The 16,858-nt window shown below is 71.7% G+C and carries 17 protein-coding genes and 1 tRNA gene; 8 read left to right on the top strand and 10 right to left on the bottom strand.

Features of this window, described 5'->3' with window-relative positions; translation table 11 throughout:
- Nucleotides 1-9: 9 nt before the first annotated feature.
- On the bottom strand, nucleotides 10-1,134 hold the full coding sequence (locus tag ACIBF7_RS31385) for a zinc-binding dehydrogenase (RefSeq protein ID WP_222708825.1): 1,125 nt from the start codon (nucleotides 1,132-1,134) through the stop codon (nucleotides 10-12).
- Nucleotides 1,135-1,245: 111 nt separating this feature from the next.
- On the opposite strand from ACIBF7_RS31385, the gene ACIBF7_RS31390 reads away from it, so the two are divergent.
- Nucleotides 1,246-2,094 (top strand): DUF4429 domain-containing protein, encoded by an 849-nt coding sequence (locus ACIBF7_RS31390; RefSeq protein WP_148029565.1) that lies wholly within the window; start codon nucleotides 1,246-1,248, stop codon nucleotides 2,092-2,094.
- A 19-nt stretch (nucleotides 2,095-2,113) separates the two neighbouring features.
- Here the strand turns inward: ACIBF7_RS31390 and ACIBF7_RS31395 are convergent, their stop codons facing one another.
- From ACIBF7_RS31395 to ACIBF7_RS31410, 4 genes are all read right to left on the bottom strand, one after another.
- Entirely contained in the window at nucleotides 2,114-3,775 is a 1,662-nt protein-coding gene (locus tag ACIBF7_RS31395) for a catalase (protein ID WP_148029564.1), read from the bottom strand.
- A gap of 178 nt (nucleotides 3,776-3,953) precedes the next feature.
- Nucleotides 3,954-4,030 (bottom strand) — tRNA-Lys (locus tag ACIBF7_RS31400).
- Nucleotides 4,031-4,084: 54 nt separating this feature from the next.
- Complete coding sequence (locus tag ACIBF7_RS31405; RefSeq protein WP_397198770.1) at nucleotides 4,085-5,008, bottom strand: nucleoside hydrolase; 924 nt, start codon at nucleotides 5,006-5,008, stop codon at nucleotides 4,085-4,087.
- A gap of 311 nt (nucleotides 5,009-5,319) precedes the next feature.
- Nucleotides 5,320-5,709 carry an OsmC family protein gene (locus ACIBF7_RS31410; protein ID WP_148029562.1) on the bottom strand — a complete coding sequence of 130 codons (390 nt, stop codon included), beginning with the start codon at nucleotides 5,707-5,709 and terminating at the stop codon, nucleotides 5,320-5,322.
- Nucleotides 5,710-5,760: 51 nt separating this feature from the next.
- Between ACIBF7_RS31410 and ACIBF7_RS31415 the strand changes: the two genes are divergently transcribed.
- Nucleotides 5,761-6,267, top strand: coding sequence for a hypothetical protein (locus ACIBF7_RS31415; protein WP_148029561.1), 507 nt, complete (start codon nucleotides 5,761-5,763; stop codon nucleotides 6,265-6,267).
- 80 nt (nucleotides 6,268-6,347) lie between these two features.
- Entirely contained in the window at nucleotides 6,348-7,121 is a 774-nt protein-coding gene (locus ACIBF7_RS31420) for an FAD:protein FMN transferase (RefSeq protein WP_148029560.1), read from the top strand.
- 20 nt (nucleotides 7,122-7,141) lie between these two features.
- Here the strand turns inward: ACIBF7_RS31420 and ACIBF7_RS31425 are convergent, their stop codons facing one another.
- On the bottom strand, nucleotides 7,142-7,417 hold the full coding sequence (locus ACIBF7_RS31425) for a hypothetical protein (protein ID WP_148029559.1): 276 nt from the start codon (nucleotides 7,415-7,417) through the stop codon (nucleotides 7,142-7,144).
- Between the two features lie 109 nt (nucleotides 7,418-7,526).
- On the opposite strand from ACIBF7_RS31425, the gene ACIBF7_RS31430 reads away from it, so the two are divergent.
- Nucleotides 7,527-7,904: a phage holin family protein gene (locus tag ACIBF7_RS31430; RefSeq protein WP_148029558.1), complete on the top strand. Its 378-nt coding sequence runs from the start codon at nucleotides 7,527-7,529 to the stop codon at nucleotides 7,902-7,904.
- Here the strand turns inward: ACIBF7_RS31430 and ACIBF7_RS31435 are convergent.
- From ACIBF7_RS31435 to ACIBF7_RS31445, 3 genes are all read right to left on the bottom strand, one after another.
- Nucleotides 7,888-8,886, bottom strand: a complete 999-nt coding sequence (locus tag ACIBF7_RS31435) for a LacI family DNA-binding transcriptional regulator (RefSeq protein ID WP_148029557.1) — start codon at nucleotides 8,884-8,886, stop codon at nucleotides 7,888-7,890. The genes ACIBF7_RS31430 and ACIBF7_RS31435 overlap by 17 nt on opposite strands.
- 130 nt (nucleotides 8,887-9,016) lie before the next feature.
- A complete protein-coding gene (locus tag ACIBF7_RS31440) occupies nucleotides 9,017-9,673 on the bottom strand; it encodes a (2Fe-2S)-binding protein (RefSeq protein ID WP_219543746.1) in 657 nt (218 codons plus the stop codon).
- 14 nt (nucleotides 9,674-9,687) lie between these two features.
- Entirely contained in the window at nucleotides 9,688-10,860 is a 1,173-nt protein-coding gene (locus ACIBF7_RS31445; RefSeq protein ID WP_397198771.1) for a CynX/NimT family MFS transporter, read from the bottom strand.
- Between the two features lie 70 nt (nucleotides 10,861-10,930).
- Between ACIBF7_RS31445 and ACIBF7_RS31450 the strand changes: the two genes are divergently transcribed.
- Nucleotides 10,931-11,908 carry a LacI family DNA-binding transcriptional regulator gene (locus tag ACIBF7_RS31450; RefSeq protein WP_378525188.1) on the top strand — a complete coding sequence of 326 codons (978 nt, stop codon included), beginning with the start codon at nucleotides 10,931-10,933 and terminating at the stop codon, nucleotides 11,906-11,908.
- A gap of 250 nt (nucleotides 11,909-12,158) precedes the next feature.
- Here the strand turns inward: ACIBF7_RS31450 and ACIBF7_RS31455 are convergent, their stop codons facing one another.
- Nucleotides 12,159-13,400: an MFS transporter gene (locus tag ACIBF7_RS31455; protein ID WP_397198772.1), complete on the bottom strand. Its 1,242-nt coding sequence runs from the start codon at nucleotides 13,398-13,400 to the stop codon at nucleotides 12,159-12,161.
- Nucleotides 13,401-13,524: 124 nt separating this feature from the next.
- Between ACIBF7_RS31455 and ACIBF7_RS31460 the strand changes: the two genes are divergently transcribed.
- From ACIBF7_RS31460 to ACIBF7_RS31470, 3 genes are all read left to right on the top strand, one after another.
- Nucleotides 13,525-14,541 (top strand): ArsR/SmtB family transcription factor, encoded by a 1,017-nt coding sequence (locus ACIBF7_RS31460; protein ID WP_397198773.1) that lies wholly within the window; start codon nucleotides 13,525-13,527, stop codon nucleotides 14,539-14,541.
- Between the two features lie 82 nt (nucleotides 14,542-14,623).
- Nucleotides 14,624-15,574, top strand: a complete 951-nt coding sequence (locus ACIBF7_RS31465) for a sugar-binding transcriptional regulator (protein ID WP_271275405.1) — start codon at nucleotides 14,624-14,626, stop codon at nucleotides 15,572-15,574.
- A gap of 193 nt (nucleotides 15,575-15,767) precedes the next feature.
- Complete coding sequence (locus tag ACIBF7_RS31470; protein WP_364231096.1) at nucleotides 15,768-16,856, top strand: sugar ABC transporter substrate-binding protein; 1,089 nt, start codon at nucleotides 15,768-15,770, stop codon at nucleotides 16,854-16,856.
- Nucleotides 16,857-16,858: the final 2 nt, after the last annotated feature.

Below are 16,858 nucleotides of genomic sequence, written 5' to 3' on the forward strand. Positions count from 1 at the left end.
AAAGGGGGTTCAGGCGACCGGATCGATCGCGAGCTTCACGACGTCCCTGCCGTCGAGGGCGTAGCCGCCGCCGAGTGCTTCCAGTGCCTCGCGGACTCTGGCCAGCGGCACGCGGTGGCTCACCACGCGCTCGTACGGCCTGCCGCCGCGCTCCAGGAGCGTCAGCGCCTGGTGGTAGCGGCGCTGCATGTCGGGACCGGCGCCGTACACGCCGGCGATCGTGATGTCCCGCCTCAGCAGGTCGCTGTAGGGGTTGAAGGGGATGGCGCCGCGGTCGGTGAAGTTGCCGAGCTCGGCCAGCACACCGCCGTCGGCGACGAGGCCGAGCGCCTCGGCGAACGACTCGGGCGAGCCGGCCGTGCCGATGACGGCGTCGGCTCCCTGGCGTCCGAGCGCGTCGAAGACCGCCCGCCTGCGCTCCTCCGGGCTCTGGCCGAGGCCGACCACCGCGTCGGCGCCCAGTCCGGCGGCCAGGTCCAGCCGGGCGCGGGGCCCGCCGACGGCGACCACGCGGGCGGCGCCGGCGGCGCGGGCGGCGGCCACGGCCATCAGACCGATCGCGCCGACGCCCTGGACCACGACGGTGGAGCCGATCCGGATCGCGGAGCGCTCCACGCCGTGCAGGGCCACGGACATGGGCTCCTGCAGCACGGCGACCTCGGCGGGCAGGTCGGTCCGGTAGAACACCGTGCCCGCGTTCGAGGCGTACAGATGGGTGGCGAAGCCGCCGGTCAGGTGCGGGGGACGGTCGGCGGGCGAGGCGAACCCGTACGAGGGACGGCGGTCCGGGCAGTTGGCCGGCCTGTGCCGCACCTGGCATTCGAAGCACCGGCCGCAGCTCAGCGACGGGAAGACGCCGACCTGGTCGCCGACGGCCACCGGCCTGCCCGCGTGGTCCGCCTCGACGCCTTCGCCGAGGGCGGCCAGCCGGCCGACGATCTCGTGCCCGAGCAGCGCGGGGAAGCGCACGCTGGCCAGCCTGCCGCGGTAGATGTGCGCGTCGGTGCCGCACATCCCGCAGAGCTCGACCTGGAGCACGAACTCTCCCGGGCCGGGCCGCGGCAGGGCGTACTCGCGCACCTCCACTGGTCCAGTGACGTCGGTGACGATCGCCGCACGTGCCAGCCCGTCCATCCACGTCCTCCACATTCTACTTTCTATAGAATATGGAGGAGGTTAGTTTGTCCGGTTTTGGCAGGTCAAATGCCGTTACCGGATTGTTTCCTGGCCACTAGGCTGGAACGCATGGCTGAGATCGCGCTTGCCGACGGCGTGTGGACCTTCGACGGCGAGACGCTGCGGATCGTGCCGGGCAGCGGGCGCGACGTGCACGAGATCCGCAAGGCGCTCGGAGAGCTGGTCATCCCGCTGGAGGCGATCGCGAGCGCCACGTTCGAGCCCGCGCGCAAGGGCGGCCATCTCAGGCTGCGGCTGCGCAAGGGGGCCGACCCGCTGACCGACGCGGTGGCGGGCTCGCTCACCGCGCCCGCCGACCCTTACCGGTTGCAGATCCCGAAGGACCGCACCGGCGCGGCCGAGTACTTCGCCGACGAGATCCGCGACAGCCTCGCGGTGTGGCAGACGGCTGCGGGGCCGTGCGAGGACTTCGTGCTGCCCGGCCCGGAGGTGCCGATCACGGCGACCGCGGGCGACGGCACGGTGAGCTTCGACGGCGAGCGCGTGCGCGTCGAGTGGACCGGTTTCGCCTCGACGGCCAAGGACGAGGCGGGCCCGCAGGAGTTCGCGGTGGCCGACCTGACCGGCGTGGAGTGGAAGCCGCAGAGCGGCATGGGCTACGGCGTCCTGCGTTTCCATCCCAAGGACGAGGGCCCGCTCAGGCCGCCGCAGAAGGACCCGCGCTGCCTGTCGTGGGGGGTGCAGCGGTTCGGCGGGACGACCTGCCTGGTCGCGGCGGCCGTCCTGGCCCGCATCCCGCGCGGGCCCGCCGAGCTGCCCCCGCCGCCGAGCACGACGGCGGAGACGCAGACGATCCTGGGCCAGTTGTCCGAGCTCGGCGAGCTGCACCGCCAGGGCGTGCTGACGGACGAGGAGTTCAGTGCGGCGAAGCAGGCCCTGCTCCGCCGCCTGGGGTGACTTCCGGGACTGTCCGGGACTACTGCTCGGCGCGCGCGGCGCGCTCGTTCGGCACGCAGTGCGTCATCTTCAGGCCCTGCACGTCGCGCGGCCCGTTCCTGCCGAGGTTCGCCAGGCGCTCCCGCTCCTCCTTGGTGAGGTCCTGGGTCGCGAGCGGCTCCAGGTGCGCCACGTCGTCGGGCGTGATGCCGAGCCCCTCGCCGACGCGCAGGCCCAGCTCGTCCTCGGCCATGAGGAAGTGCCAGACCATGCGCTCGGCGATGCGCCGGTCGCACTGCCTGAGGTTCGCCGTGAAGTTGGCCACCAGGTCGTCGCGTTCCCATTCCTCCATGAGCAGGTAACGCTGCCCTGCCTGGGCGTAGTCGTTGGTCCTCGGGATGCGCTTGCGGGTCAGCCGCCCGGAGATGACCGGCCCCTCCTCGTCGACGGTCGGGTACTCGGCCTCGCGCAGCCCGTCGATCAGCGACGGCTCGTAGTTGATGTGCGGCGACTCGCCGGCGGTGTCGACGAAGTACGTCATCTGACCGTCGCGCTGGTTCGTCCGGATCTCCGCGTTCTTCGCCTGGTTGACCGGGAGCTGCAGGTAGTTGGGGCCGACCCGGTAACGCTGGGTGTCGCTGTACGAGAACGTCCGGCCGACGAGCATCTTGTCGTCGGAGAAGTCCAGGCCGTCGACCAGCACGCCGGTGCCGAAGGAGATCTGCTCGTTCTCGGCGAAGTTGTTCGACACGTTGCGGTTGAGCACCAGCCGCCCGACCGGCCTGGCCGGGAACTCGTTCTCCGGCCACACCTTGGTGTCGTCGAGCGGATCGAAGTCGAGCTCGGGGTGCTCGTCGTCGCTCATCATCTGCACGAGCAGCTCCCACTCGGGGTAGTCGCCCCGGTCGATCGCCTCGTGCAGGTCACGGGTGGCGTGCCCCAGGTCCTGGGCCTGGACGACGGCGGCGTCCAGCTCGGTCATGCTGCGCACGCCCTGCTTGGGCATCCAGTGGTACTTGACCAGCACGGTCTCGCCCTGCTGGTTGACCCACTTGTACGTGTTGACGCCGAACCCCTGCATGTGGCGGTAGTCGGACGGGATGCCGCGCGGGCTGAACAGGTTGACCAGCATGTGCAGGCACTCGGGCGTCTGCGACATGAAGTCGAAGATCCGGTTGGGCTCCTGCCGGAACGTCACCGGGTCGGGCTTGAGCGAGTGGATCACGTCGGGGAACTTGATCGCGTCCCGGATGAAGAACACGGCCAGGTTGTTGCCGACCAGGTCCCAGTTGCCGTCCTCGGTGTAGAACTTGACCGCGAACCCCCGAGGGTCGCGGGCCGTCTCCGCCGAGTCCCGGCCGCCGATGACCGTGGAGAACCGCAGCGCCACGTCGGTCCGCTTGCCCGCCTCCTGGAACAGCTTCGCGCGGGTGTAGCGGCTGATCGGCTCGTCGCCGATCTTCCCGTACGCTTCGAAGAAGCCGAACGCGGTCGCGCCGCGGGCGTGCACCACCCGCTCCGGGATGCGCTCCCGGTCGAAGTGGCTGATCTTCTCCAGGAACTGGTAGTTCTCCAGCGTCGCGGGGCCTCTGGCGCCGACCGTGCGCTGGTTCTGGTTGTCGTATACGGGGTGGCCTTGCCGGTTCGTCAGAATCTGCCGCTGGTCACCGGTGCCGGACCCCTGTCCGGAAACATCTGTCATGTCACCGTTCCTCTCCTCCGTTGGCCTCTTCCCCCATGCCCTCAACCCTCGACAGCTCACAGGCAAAGACTCACTCCTGCCCTGTCGCGGGCTCAGGTGGCGGAGGAGGACTCGTCGCGGAAACCGGTCCGGACATGAAACAACCCCGATCCGGCTGAACCGAATCGGGGTTTCTTGATGGTGCGCCGCCAGGGACTCGAACCCCGGACCCGCTGATTAAGAGTCAGCTGCTCTGACCAACTGAGCTAGCGGCGCCCGCAACACGTGTAACTGTATCAGCCGCCGAACACTCCCCGCACCACGCACGCGTCAGCCCAGACGCTCCGCCAGCCTGCCGTACGCGTCCAGCATCGTGTCCCAGAAGCGGTCCACGTCCAGGTGGGTGCCGACGAGCGCGTTGGGGACACGGTCCATCGGCCGGAAGTCCACGACGGTCATGCCCCGGGTGTGCTCGCCCCTGGTCTCCACGTCGACCACGGCCGGCGTCATCGTGACCAGGGCCGGGTCCAGCACGTACGCCACCGCGCACGCGTCGTGGATGGTGGGGCCGCCGTCGGCGGTGATCACGCCGTAGGAGGTGGCGGCGGGGATCAGGAACTCGGCCAGACGGCCGAGCGGCCGCATGCGGTCGAGCACCGTGGAGGTGACGACGGCGGTGAGCGTCACGTCCAGGCCCAGCATCTTCACCGTCCAGCCGGACCTGAAGACGATGGCGGCGGCCTCCGGGTCGGCGAGCATGTTGAACTCGGCGGCCGGGTTGTGGTTGCCGCGCGTGTAGGAGCCGCCCATGATGACCAGGTCGCGGGCCCACTCCACGACGCGCGGCTCCCTGCGGACGGCGAGCGCGATGTTGGTGAGCGGGCCGATCGCGACGAGGGTGACCTCGCCGGGGGCTGCGCGCAGGGTGTCGATGATGACGTCGACCGCGTGCCCGTCCGCCGCGGCGCGCACCGGTTCGGGGAGCACGGCGGCGCCGAGGCCGGTGGGTCCGTGCACGTGATCGGCGCGGACGACGGGGTGCAGGAGGGCGCCGGGGCTTCCCGGGGCGACCGGGATGTCGCCCAGGTCCAGGAACTCCCGCAGCGCCAGCGCGTTCCTGGTGGTCACGGCCAGGTCGGCGTTGCCGCCCACGGTGGTGACGGCGACGACCTCCAGACCGGGCGCGCCGGCCGCGAGGGCCAGGGCCATGGCGTCGTCGATGCCGGGATCGCAGTCAATGAGGATCTTCGTCACGGAACCGTACGATACGCAAAGATCAAAAAGTCGGAGCCGGGCGGTCTGCCGCCCGGCTCCGGTGGGTATGAGACCGGGGCCGGGCAGTTCCCCCAAATCTGCCCGACCCCGGTCCGGTGGCGGTCCAGGCCGGTCGGCTTTCCCCCAAAAGCCCCGGCGGTCCCGCGCTGCAGACGAGCGGTCCCCCTCCGCTGCCTGCTTTTCGGTGTAGGTCTCTCGGCCGGTCACCATGCTTCCGACCTGTCTACGACGCTACCGGGGCCTATGCAACGACCGCGTCATAACGCAGTCGAATATCCGTTTAATCAGGGCTACGGGATCTCCAAACGGACCTCGGTGCCCTCTTCGAGCGAGCGGCCGACGGTGCAGTACTTCTCGTGCACCCGGTGCGCCACCGCCCTGAACACCTCGTCGGCCTCCTCCGAGGGCAGCTCGACGTCGTAGCGGACGGTGACGGGACCCAGGCGGTTCGGCTCGACCTTGTCGGCCGAGACCTCCATGGCCAGGCGCACCAGCCGCTGGCCGCGCTTGGCGGTCAGCGGCTCGACGGTGACGATGTGACATCCGCCCAGCGCCGCGAGCAACAACTCGACAGGCGTGAACACGCCGTCCTCCGCACCACCCATCCGCACCTGGGCGCCTCTGGCATTGGTCGCCAGGAATCCGCCGTCCTCGGTCCGCTCTACCCGCACGTTAGCCATGTTTTAGACCTTACTCAGACGCTTCTCATCTTCGAGACGCATCGTTCAATCATGGCTAGTGAGCGGAAATTCCTCGGTTCCCTCCTCTTCTGTCTGGGAGCGGGTGCGGCGCCGGCCGCGTACCTGCTCGGTCACGCGTCCCCGGTCACGGGCGCGGCTCTGGCCGTGTACGCGGTGGCGGCCGTCATGGCGGTACGCGTCCACGGCCGGCACACGAAGGGCACCGTGCTCATCGCCACCGGGCTGGAGCCCGGCGCGCTGCGGGGGCTGCTGGCCGGCAAGGGCGCGGACACCGTCGCCGTCTACCGCACCGAGCGGGTCGACGCCGAACTGCTCGACCTTCACCAGCGGTACGGCCTGGTGCTGGTGGTCGGCGCGGAGCACGACCCGCGGACGAAGGAGCGGCTGAGCGCCTCCGGCCTGAGCAGGCAGGTTCCGGACATCGTCGAGCGCGAGGTGATCCTCGCCGGCCCCCGGCACTTCCAGCGGTACGTGCGCGGCGCGCTCTCCCGGCTGGCCGTTCCCGGCGCCCAGGTGCGGACGGCCAGGACACGGTAAAAGGCCGGTAAAGCTGCGGCATACCCTTAACCCGACATTACGGACGTTATGAGAGTGTTACTGGGGACAAGGAGGCGAAGGTGACGACTTTCCCCGGAACGGCCCGTGTCGGGAACTTCATGGGCACCCACGTCAGTGTCGACATCCGTACCGCCCTGCCGACGCGGGAGCTCACTCCCGTGCTCGACCACGCGTTCAGGTGGCTGCGGTGGGTGGAAGAGACGTTCGACCCGGACGACGAGGACAGCCAGATCTTCCGCCTCAACCGCGGGCAGACCCTGCGTCAGGTGCCGGAGCTCGTCGAGGTGCTCCACCGGTGCGACGAACTGAGCAAAGCGACCGACGGCTGGTTCGAGGCCCGGATCAACGGCAGGGTCGACCCGTCCGGCTACATCAAAGGCTGGGCGCTGGAGCGGCTGTCACGGGCGCTGACGCAGTCGGGAGCGGTCGACCACCTCATCGACGCCGGCGGCGACATCCGGGTGCGCGGCTCGGCCTCGCCGGGCAAGCGCTGGCGGATCGGCGTCCGCGACCCGAAGACCGGGGTGGTGCGCAGGGTCCTGTTCGCCCACGACCTGGCCGTCGCGACCTCCGGCCGCGCCAAGATCGTGAACCCCCGTACGGGCGAGCCGCAGGACGCCCTGTCGTCCGTCACCGTGCTCGGCCCCGACCTGGGAGTGGCGGACGCCTACGCCACCGCCATGTACGCGATGGGACCGGTGCTCGCCAGGCGCTTCGGGATCGAGCTGGGCGAGGGCCCGTACCAGAGCCTGATCGTGACCCGTGACGGCCAGGAGTTCGGCACCCCCGGCCTGGCCGCCTACAGCGGGGCGGGCACCCTGCTGGCCGGCTAGCTGGCCGGCTAGCTGGCCGGCTAGGCGTCGGGATGCTCGCGTAGATACTCAAGGTAGACGGGGCGCAGCGCCGCCCCCAGGTTGCCCTCGCCCGCGGTCATCGCGTCGCTCAGCAGCGCCGAGACGCGGGTGAGGTCGGCCGTCGTCTCGCTCGCGTGGCCGGTGGCCGCCTCGGCCGCGGGGATCACCTTGAGCAGGTTCCACAGGAACCCGAGGTCCCCATGGCGGACGGCGTAGCGCACGGCGCGTTCGTGCAGCTCGCTGTCCGACAGCGTTTCGAGTCCGGTGGCGTCCATCTCGCTCCTCCCTGGTAACCTCCCCCTTTCCCGGGCGAGCGGGGCGGTAACGCATCGGGATCCGCTCCGGCCTATCCGTATGGCGACGGCAGTGGGAGGATCAAGCAGCGTGAGATTCATCATCAGAACCCTCGCGGCCGCGGTCGCGCTCTGGGTGGCGGTCCAGTTCCTCGACGGCATCGACGTGACGGCGCCGGAGTATTCGGCGAGCTACTGGGGCACGCTCCTCGTCGTCGCGCTGATCTTCGGCCTCATCAACGCCATCGTCAAACCCATCGTGAAAGGCCTCGGGTGCGCGCTGATCGTGCTCACCCTCGGGTTGTTCCTGCTGGTCATCAACGCCGCCATGCTGCTGCTGACCAGCTGGGTGGCCGGCCAGCTGAGCATCCCCTTCCATGTCGACTCCTTCTGGCCCGACGCGTTCTTCGGCGCGATCATCATCAGCGTGGTGACCTGGCTGCTCAGCTGGCTCATCCCCGACGACTGAGGTCGGCCACCGACTCGCGCTCGCGCAGGGTGGGCAGCTGGACGACGCGCCGGCGCTCGCCCTGGCCGTCGGCCGCGTCGGTCATGAGGCGGACGGCCGCGCCGACGATGCCGTCGATGTTCCAGTCGACGGTGGACAGCTCGGGAGTGAGCAGGCCGGACATCGGGTGGTCGTCGTAGCCCATCACCGAGACGTCGCCGGGGATCGACAGCCCCAGCTCGCGGGCGGCGGCGTAGACGCCGTAGGCGATGGAGTCGGCGAAGCAGAAGACGGCGCTCGGCCGGGCGCCGCCGAGCAGGTCGCGGGCGGCCCGCGTGGCGGCGATCGGGCCGTGCGCGGCGCTCGCCACCTCGATGTCGAGGCCCAGCCGCTCGGCCTCGGCCAGGACGTGCACGTCGGCGGGGCGGTCGGGGGTGCTGGGCCGGGTGGGGGTGAGCACGCCGACGCGGCGGTGGCCGAGCGCCCGCAGGTGCTCCAGCGCGAGCGTGACGCCGCGCCGGTTGTCGAAGACGACCTCGGCGGCGGTGCCGCGCAGCGAGTCGCCGACCGCGACCACCGGCAGCGACGCGCACAGCTCGGGCCAGAACGGCGCGGCGGGGTCGAGCGGCTGCACGATGAGGCCGTCGACGCGCTGGTCACGCAGCTGGCCGGCGAGCGCCCGCTCGCGCGCCGGGTCGCCGGCGGCGTCGAGGATGAGCGCGTAGCGGTCGCGTTCGCGCAGGCCCCTGCTGATGCCCACGGCCAGCGACTGCTGCCAGAGGTCCTCCAGCGAGGCGCAGAGCACCCCGATCATGCCGGTGCGGCCGCTGGCCAGGGCGCGGGCGATCGGGTCGGCCTCGTAGCCGAGCTCGGCCGCGGCGGCGCGGACCCGCTCGACGGTCTCGGGCGCGACCTGCACGCCGCGCAGCGCGTAGGAGACGGCGGCCTGGGACAGGCCCGTGGCGCGCGCCACCTCCCGGATCGTCGCTCGCTTGCGGGGCATCCCGCCACGATAAACGCCGCCACCGACATTCCGGTGACCGCGTGGTAACGCCCCGGTCACGCCGCGCGTTCAAGGCACTTCACGTCCCCGCGATCAGACGCCGTCCAAGCCGCCGTCCCCAGGTCCGTGGTCAGGCGGCGGGCTTCCTCAGCACGCAGCAGCTCCCGCACGGCTCGGCGTCCGGCAGCGTCACCCACAGGCAGCACGTACGGCGGAAGTATCCGTCGCCGGACGGCTCGATCAGGCCGTCGACCGGCTCGCCGACGCGCCTGAGCAGGTCCATGTAGTCGCCGGGCACCATCGAGATCAGAGGGTGCGCGAACGCCTCGGCCGTCGAGCCCCACAAGGTCCGCTCGCCCACCCTGGCCATCGAGCCGATCGCCTTGACCAGGGGCCGCTGCGACTCCGCCAGCGCCTCCCGGATCGCGCCGGCGCCTTCCGTCCAGCTCACCCGGCTCGCCGCGATCGTCACCCCGGCGTCGGAGCGCCTGACATACGTGTCGGCCAGCTTCATGATCGGCACGCGCCCGTCCAGCGCCCAGCCGAGCGCCATCGGCAGCGTGTGCCAGTAGCCGTAGGTCTTCCAGAACAGCGCCGCGCCGACGTGGCGTGGCGCGTTCCAGCGCGCCGCCGTCTCGTCGACCAGCTCGCCCAGCACCGTGTACGGCTCCCGCACCAGACCGGCGACGGCCGTCCAGCTCTCGTCGGGCTCGATGACCAGGCCCGGCTCCACGCCCAGCACGCCACCGCGCTCGGCGGCGACGCGTTCCAGCACCTCGGTCAGCACCCCGAACCCCTTCGCTAAAGGTTAGCCTTGCCTAAGGTAGCAGGGCGTCCCGCGAACCATCCGGTGACCAGCTGCGCGCCCACCACGCCCAGCCCGGCCGCCAGCGGCACGGACCAGCCACCGGACACCTGCCCCAGATACCCGAACAGCAGCGGGCCGAGCGCCGCGATCACGTACCCGAGCGACTGCGCCACCGCGGACAGCGCCGTCACCGCCGCCGGGTCGGCCGGGCGCAGCGCGATGATCAGCAGTGCCAGCGCGAACGACGCGCCCTGCCCGATGCCCAGCACGATCATCCACAGCCACGGCACCGTCGTCGGCGCCACCAGCACCCCCAGGTAGCCGAGGCCGGTCAGCACACCCGCCGCCATCACGTACGGCACCTGCGACGCCCGCCGCCCGGCCACGACCGGCACCCCCAACGTGGCGGCCACCTGGACCAAAGTCGTCAGCCCGAGCAGGTAACCGGCCTGGTCGGCGGGCAGCCCGGCGTCCAGGAAGATCTTCGGCAGCCACGTCAGCATGATGTAGAACGTCGCCGACTGCAGCCCCATCCAGGCCGTCACCTGCCAGGTCACCCGGCTGCGCAGGACCGCCCGGATGGGCCGCGGCCCCTGCCGCGGGAGCACCTGCCTGCCGAACACCTGCGGCAGCCAGAGCAGGGCGGCGGCCAGGGCCGGCACGGCCATCAGCGCCGACACGCCGCGCCAGTCGTGACCGGTGGCGTTCTCCAGCGGGATGACCAGGGCCGAGGCGCCCGCCGCGCCGCCCACGATGGCCGAGGAGTAGACGCCGGTCAGCAGGTTCAGCCGGTGGGGGAAGTGCTGCTTGACGATGGCGGGCATGATCACGTTCATCACGGCGATGGCCGTCGCCGCGACGGCCGAGCCCACGTACAGAACCGGGGCGCCGTCGAGGACCCGCAGCACCACCCCGAGCGCGAGCAGCAGCAGGCCGGCCAGGAGCGTGCGGTCCAGCCCGATGCGGCGGGCGAGCAGCGGCGCCAACGGCCCGAACACGCCCAGGCAGATCACCATGACCGTGGAGATGCCGCCGGCTCCTGCGGGGCTGAGCCCGACGTCGGTCATGATCTCGTCGAGGAGCGGCGAGACCCCGGCGATGGCGGGCCGGAGGTTCAGCCCGGCCAGCACGATGCCGGCGACGAGCAGTGCGGATCTGAACGACATCGGGTTCCTCCTGTCGCACAGTGCTTTGACAACGTTGTCCGGCACTGCGAGGTGAGAAAGGATCCTAGACGTGAGACCGACGATGAAGGACGTCGCCTCGGCCGCGGGCGTCGCGCTCAAGACCGTGTCCCGCGTGGTCAACGGCGAGCCCGGCGTGCATCCGGCGACCGCCGACCGGGTGCGCGCCGCCATCGACCGGCTCGGCTACAGCCGCAACGAGAGCGCCCGCGTGCTGCGCCGGGGCCGCACCGCCACCATCGGCCTGGTCATCGAGGACGTCGCCGACCCCTTCTACGCCGGGCTGAGCCGGGCCGTGGAGTCCGTGGCCGCCGCCCACGGATGCCTGCTGCTCAGCGGGTCGTCCAGCGAGGACCCGGAGCGCGAGCGGGAGCTGGTGCTCACGTTCTGCGCGCGGCGGGTCGACGGGCTGATCGTGGTGCCCGCCGGCGAGGACCACTCCTACCTGCGGCCCGAGCTCGACGCGGGCACCCCGGCCGTGTTCGTGGACCGGCCGCCGGGGCCGGGGATCGACGTCGACACGGTGCTCGCCGACAACGCGGGCGGCGCGGCGCTGGCCACCCGGCACCTCGTCGCGCACGGGCACAGCAGGATCGCGTTCCTCGGCGACGAGCCGTCGATCTTCACGGCCGCGCGGCGGCTGCACGGCTTCCGGACCGCGCTCGGTCACCTCTACGACGAGCGGCTGGTGTGCATGCGGTCCCCCGCGCTCGACACCGTACGGGCGGCGCTCGACCGGATGCTGGCCCTGGACCGGCCGCCGACGGCGGTGTTCACCGGCAACGGACGGCTCACCGTGACCGCCCTGCGCGCGCTGGCGGGGCGGCGGGGGCCGGCGGTGGTCGGGTTCGACGACTTCGAGCTGTCGGACCTGCTCGGCGTGACGGTAGTGGCGCAGGATCCGGCGCGCATGGGGCGGGTGGCGGCCGAGCTGCTGTTCCGCAGGCTCTCGGGCGACACCGGACCCGCCGAGCACCCGGTGCTGCCGGTCGGCCTCGTCCCCCGCGGCTCCGGCGAGCTGCCCCCGTGAGACCCGCTGAGATCGACGCGCCGCAGCCGAGAGCTTCGGCCGACCGATTCCCCTCCCTGACGCGGGCGGCCCCGTCAGCGGACGCGGTCCCGAACCCGGACCTACGGCGGGCTGAGCGGGCCGTCAGGCACGCATGACGGCGCCGAGCCCGAGGGGTTTCCCAAAAGGTCGTGATTTTTCTGAACTTACGGCAGGGCCGACGGGCCTCAGGCACCCGTTGCGGCGCCCTGCCCGAGAGGGGATCTACGGATCAAGGGGTTCGGGTGGGGGTCTGGTCGGCGGTGATTCTCTCCAGGGCAGGCTCCGGGCGGAGGGGCCGCCACAGGGCCAGGGCGGCGAGGACGCCGGCGGCGCCCGCGACCACGATCCCGAGCCGGGGCGAGAACACCTCGCCCACGACGCCGATGAGCGCCGCGCCCACCGCCTGCCCGGTCATCAGCCCCGTCGACAGCAGCCCGAACGCCTGCCCGCGCACGTCCTCGGGCACCGCGTCGACGAACCGGCGCTGCAGCCCGAGCTGGTAGGCGAGGCCCGCGGCCGCGACGGCGGCGAGGGCTGCGGCCCACCCGACGCCGGGCGCGGCCAGGAACCCCAGCCACGGCACCCCGAGCAGCACCGCCAGCGGCAGCGAGAGCCGCTCCCGCAGCGCCGGCGCGGCGAACCGGCCGACGGCGAACTCCCCCACCGCCATCCCGGCGGCGGCCGCGGCCAGCACCACGCCGGCCTTGCCCTGCCCGCCCAGGTACGGCACGATCATCGCCTCGCCCCCGGCCAGGAACAGCGGCGGCACCCACGACGCCAGCAGCAGCCCGCGCACCCGCCGGTCGGCGAGCAGCACTTTGTTGACCCTCAGCGTGGTCCGCACCGCTCCGGAAGCGGAGCCCTTCCGGTCAGTCTGGCGGGGCGGACTGGGCGGAAGGCCGAAGCGGAGGATCAGGGCGCCGAAGGCGGAGAGCGCGGCGGTGGCCGCGAGGGCGCCCTGGGGGCCGGTGGCGGCCAGGAAGGCGCCGCCCACGGCCAGGCCGCCGATCTGGGCTCCGGCCGAGGTGACGCCCAGGAGCGACCGTCCCAGGACGAACGCGTCACCGGGCAGCACGTCCGGCAGCATGGCGCTGCGCGCGGCGCCGAAGACGGGCGAGAACAGCCCCGTGACCAGCACCAGCGCCAGCATCGCCCAGACCGGCAGCCCGGCGTACGCCAGCAGCAGGCACACCACCACCCTGACCAGCTCGCCCACCACCATGAGCCCCCGCGCGGGCAGCCGGTCGGCCAGCGACAGCAGGAACATGCCACCGACGATGTACGGCAGCCAGCCCACCATGTAGGCGGCCGCGGCCAGTCCGGGCGAGCCGCTCTCCGCGTACACCAGCACCGACAGCGCCAGCATCTTGATCGAGTCGCCGGACACCAGCAGCGCGAAGCTGCCGAACAGCACCCGGAACTCGCGGACGGCGAACACCTCGCCGTAGGTCGCCGCGCGTTCGGTGGACAAGGCGGATCTCCTCAGGAGGGATGGGAGGGGCGGCCCCGGAGGGAGGGCCGGGGCCGCCTCGTCTGTTCATCCGATGGTGGCCGGGGTCCAAGCTCGCGGCGAAGCTTTCGGATATAACCGAAAGATGGTGTACAGGATCGAGGTCACCCCACAGGACGTGGCCGCCAGCCGGTTCGCCATCTCGCCGCTGATCGAGACCATGCACGCGCAGTGGCTGCTCGACGGCCGCGGACCGGCGGGCGTGCACCGGCAGTGGGTGGACCGGTGGCGGCCGGCGTACCGGGAGCTGACGCGCCGCCACCCGGCGCTGCGCGCCACGGCCGTGATCTCCGGCAACCGGGGCGACGCGAACGTGGACTTCATCGCGCCCCCGCCCACCGGTGTGGGCGTGCCGTTCGAGGCGGAGCTGTCCGCCGTCAGGGAGACCCCCATCGAGCAGGCGCACGCCGAGATCGCCGCGGTGCTGGCCCGCCGCCCGCCGGCCGCCGAGGAGGCCAGGGCCCTGCTGCTCGGCGCCGACGTGGTGCGGCTCATCGCCGACGCGTACGAGGCGCTCTGGACGGAGATCGTGTCCAGGGAGTGGCCGCACTTCCAGGCGATCCTGGAGCGGGACGTGGTGCACCGGGCAGGGCGGCTGGCGGCCTACGGGTGGGCGGCGGCGCTCGACGGCCTGAGCGAGCAGGTGCGCTGGAACGGCGCCGGCCACATCGAGATCGCGATGGGCACGCAGGACGAGTGGTACCGGCTGGGCGGCAAGGGGCTGCTGTTCCTGCCGTCGGCGTTCATCGGCAACCTGGGCGCGTACCTGGAGGAGGCGTGGCCGTCCGCGCTGGTCTACCCCGCCCGCGGGATCGCGGCCGGGCGGCGCCGGGCGGGGGCCGGTCTGGCGCGGCTGATCGGGCGCACCCGCGCCCGCGTCCTGGAGGAGCTGGCCGCGCCGGCCACGACCACCCACCTGGCCGCGCTGCTCGGGCAGAGCCTCGGCACCACGGGCGGCCACCTGGCTGCGCTGCGCGAGGCGGGGCTGATCAGCGGCACCCGGACCGGCCGCAGCGTCCTGTACGCGCGCACCCCGCTGGGCGACGCCCTCGTCGCGGGCGCGATCCGGTCAGGCATCCCGGATTCACGCCAGGGTCGCTAGCCTTTCTTCCGGGCGGCGCGAAGGTATAGTCGAGCGCATACGTTCAGCACAATTGTTCAGAGAATCCCCAGGGAGCGCGCGCATGAATGTCGACGCCGCACAGGAAGCCCGCTTCCCCCAGGAGCTGATGTACGCCGCGGCGTCGCAGTACTACCTCCACGACGCCACCCAGGCCGACATCGCCAAGCGGCTGGGCGTCAGCAGGGCGACCGTGAGCCGGCTGCTGACCGAGGCGCGCAGGCAGGGCATCGTCGAGATCAAGGTGCACCGCCCCGAACGGCTGGCCGGAGGCCACCTGGCGAGCGAGGTCGCCGCCGCGCTGAACCTCCACGACGTCCACCTCGTCCCCAAGGTCAGCGGCCCCGCGCTGGGCCCGTGGCTGGCCCCCGGCCTGGCCAAGGCGCTGGCGGCGGTGGGGCTGGAGTCGGGCGACGTGGTGCTGGTGTCGTCGGGCAGCACCGTGTACGAGTGCGCGCGCGAAGGGCTCGGCCGCTTCCCCGGCGTGCGGATCGCCCCGGCGGTCGGCGGGCAGCAGGACCCGCAGCCCTGGTTCCAGACCAACGAGACCACCCGCCTGCTGGCCGACCAGGTCGGCGGCGTGCCCCACTACCTGTACGCGCCCGCGCTGCCTGGCCCCGAGCTGTTCTACTCGCTGCAGCACGAGCCGTCGGTGCGCCGGGTGATGGACCTGTGGGCGCAGGCCAGGTGCGCGGTCGTGGGCGTCGGCTCGCCGCCGCTGACGCGCCAGGTCGTGCCCGCGTTCGTGCCGCGCGACGAGCCCAGCCTGCGCAGGGCCGTGGGCGACGTCTGCTCGCGCTTCTACGACCGCGACGGCGAGCCGGTCGGCTATCCGGGCAGCGAACGCCTGGTCGCGGCCGGCCTGGAGGAGCTGCGGCGCATCCCGCACTCGATCGCCGTCGCCGTGGGCGGGGAGAAGGTGGCCTCGATCATCGCGGGTGCCAGGGGCGGCTACTTCAACCGGCTCGTGACCGACGCGCTGACCGCCGAGAGCATCCTCGCCGCCACGCGTTGAGCACCACGCCGGGGTGAACCCGGCGTCGTCCGCATGCCTAGAGTGTGAACACTCGTGCTGGACAAATGTTCTGACCCCGGCTAGCGTGATGCCCACCACAGGACGTGGCCCGACAGGCGCGTCATTGGTCGCATTCGGGGGACGCGACGCATACGAGATCGTCCGCTGGACGTAGCGAGTGAGGAAAGAACCCGTGAAGAGAATCAAGATGCGGACGTCCGCCTTCGCCGCCGTGGCGGTCCTCGCGACTTCGGCGCTGGCCGCGTGCGGCTCGACCGGCGGCGACGGTGCGGCGACCAGCGGCGCCGAGGGCGGCGCGGAGAACGCCAAGGTGGCGTTCCTCATGCCCGACCTCGCCTCCACCCGGTACGAGCAGCAGGACAAGCCGCTGTTCGAGGCCAAGATGAAGGAGCTCTGCCCCAGCTGCTCCGTCATCTACCAGAACGCCGACTCCGACGCCGCCAAGCAGCAGCAGCAGGCGAACTCCGCGCTGGCCCAGGGCGTCAAGGCGATCGTGATCGACCCCGTCGACTCCACCGCGGCGGCCACCATCGTGCGCGCCGCGCAGGCGCAGCAGGTGCCGATCATCGCCTACGACCGGCCGATCCCGTCCACTCCGGCCGACTACTACATCTCGTTCGACAACGAGAAGATCGGCTCGCTGATCGCCCAGTCGCTGGTCGACCACCTCAAGGCGGAGAACGCCGAGGGCGGCATCCTCCAGGTGAACGGCTCCCCGACGGACGCCGCGGCCGGCCTGATCAAGAAGGGCATCCACAGCGCCGTCGACCCCAGCGGCTTCAAGCTGCTGGCCGAGTACGACACGCCCGAGTGGAGCCCGGAGAAGGCGCAGACCTGGGTCAGCGGCCAGATCACCCAGTTCGGCGACGACATCGTCGGCGTGGTCGCGGCCAACGACGGCACCGCCAGCGGCACCATCGCCGCCTTCAAGGCTGCGGGCAAGGACGTGCCGCCGGTCACCGGCAACGACGCGGAGATCGCCGCCGCCCAGCGCATCATCAAGGGCGACCAGTACAACACGATCTCCAAGCCGATCAAGATCGTCGCCGAGGCCGCCGCCGACGTCGCCTACCAGTTCATGCAGGGCCAGAAGCCCGAGGGCAAGGACTCCCTGTACGACACGCCCTCCGAGCTCTTCGTCCCGACGGTCGTGACGAAGGAGAACGTCAAGGAGGTGCTGTTCGACAGCGGCATCATGAAGGCCTCCGAGGTGTGCACCGGCGAGTACGCCGAGGGCTGCGCCGCGCTCGACATCAAGTAAGG

It is taken from the genome of Nonomuraea sp. NPDC050478 (assembly GCF_044458265.1).
Taxonomy (GTDB): Bacteria; Actinomycetota; Actinomycetes; order Streptosporangiales; family Streptosporangiaceae; genus Nonomuraea; species Nonomuraea ferruginea.

Excerpts from the sequence above, each read along its gene's own strand:
- ACIBF7_RS31385 (WP_222708825.1), bottom strand. The coding sequence starts at position 1,134 with ATGGACGGGCTGGCACGTGCGGCGATCGTCACCGACGTCACTGGACCA.
- ACIBF7_RS31390 (WP_148029565.1), top strand. The coding sequence starts at position 1,246 with ATGGCTGAGATCGCGCTTGCCGACGGCGTGTGGACCTTCGACGGCGAG.
- ACIBF7_RS31395 (WP_148029564.1), bottom strand. The coding sequence starts at position 3,775 with ATGACAGATGTTTCCGGACAGGGGTCCGGCACCGGTGACCAGCGGCAG.
- ACIBF7_RS31410 (WP_148029562.1), bottom strand. The coding sequence starts at position 5,709 with ATGGCTAACGTGCGGGTAGAGCGGACCGAGGACGGCGGATTCCTGGCG.
- ACIBF7_RS31415 (WP_148029561.1), top strand. The coding sequence starts at position 5,761 with ATGGCTAGTGAGCGGAAATTCCTCGGTTCCCTCCTCTTCTGTCTGGGA.
- ACIBF7_RS31425 (WP_148029559.1), bottom strand. The coding sequence starts at position 7,417 with ATGGACGCCACCGGACTCGAAACGCTGTCGGACAGCGAGCTGCACGAA.
- ACIBF7_RS31435 (WP_148029557.1), bottom strand. The coding sequence starts at position 8,886 with ATGCCCCGCAAGCGAGCGACGATCCGGGAGGTGGCGCGCGCCACGGGC.
- ACIBF7_RS31445 (WP_397198771.1), bottom strand. The coding sequence starts at position 10,860 with ATGTCGTTCAGATCCGCACTGCTCGTCGCCGGCATCGTGCTGGCCGGG.
- ACIBF7_RS31460 (WP_397198773.1), top strand. The coding sequence starts at position 13,525 with ATGGTGTACAGGATCGAGGTCACCCCACAGGACGTGGCCGCCAGCCGG.
- ACIBF7_RS31465 (WP_271275405.1), top strand. The coding sequence starts at position 14,624 with ATGAATGTCGACGCCGCACAGGAAGCCCGCTTCCCCCAGGAGCTGATG.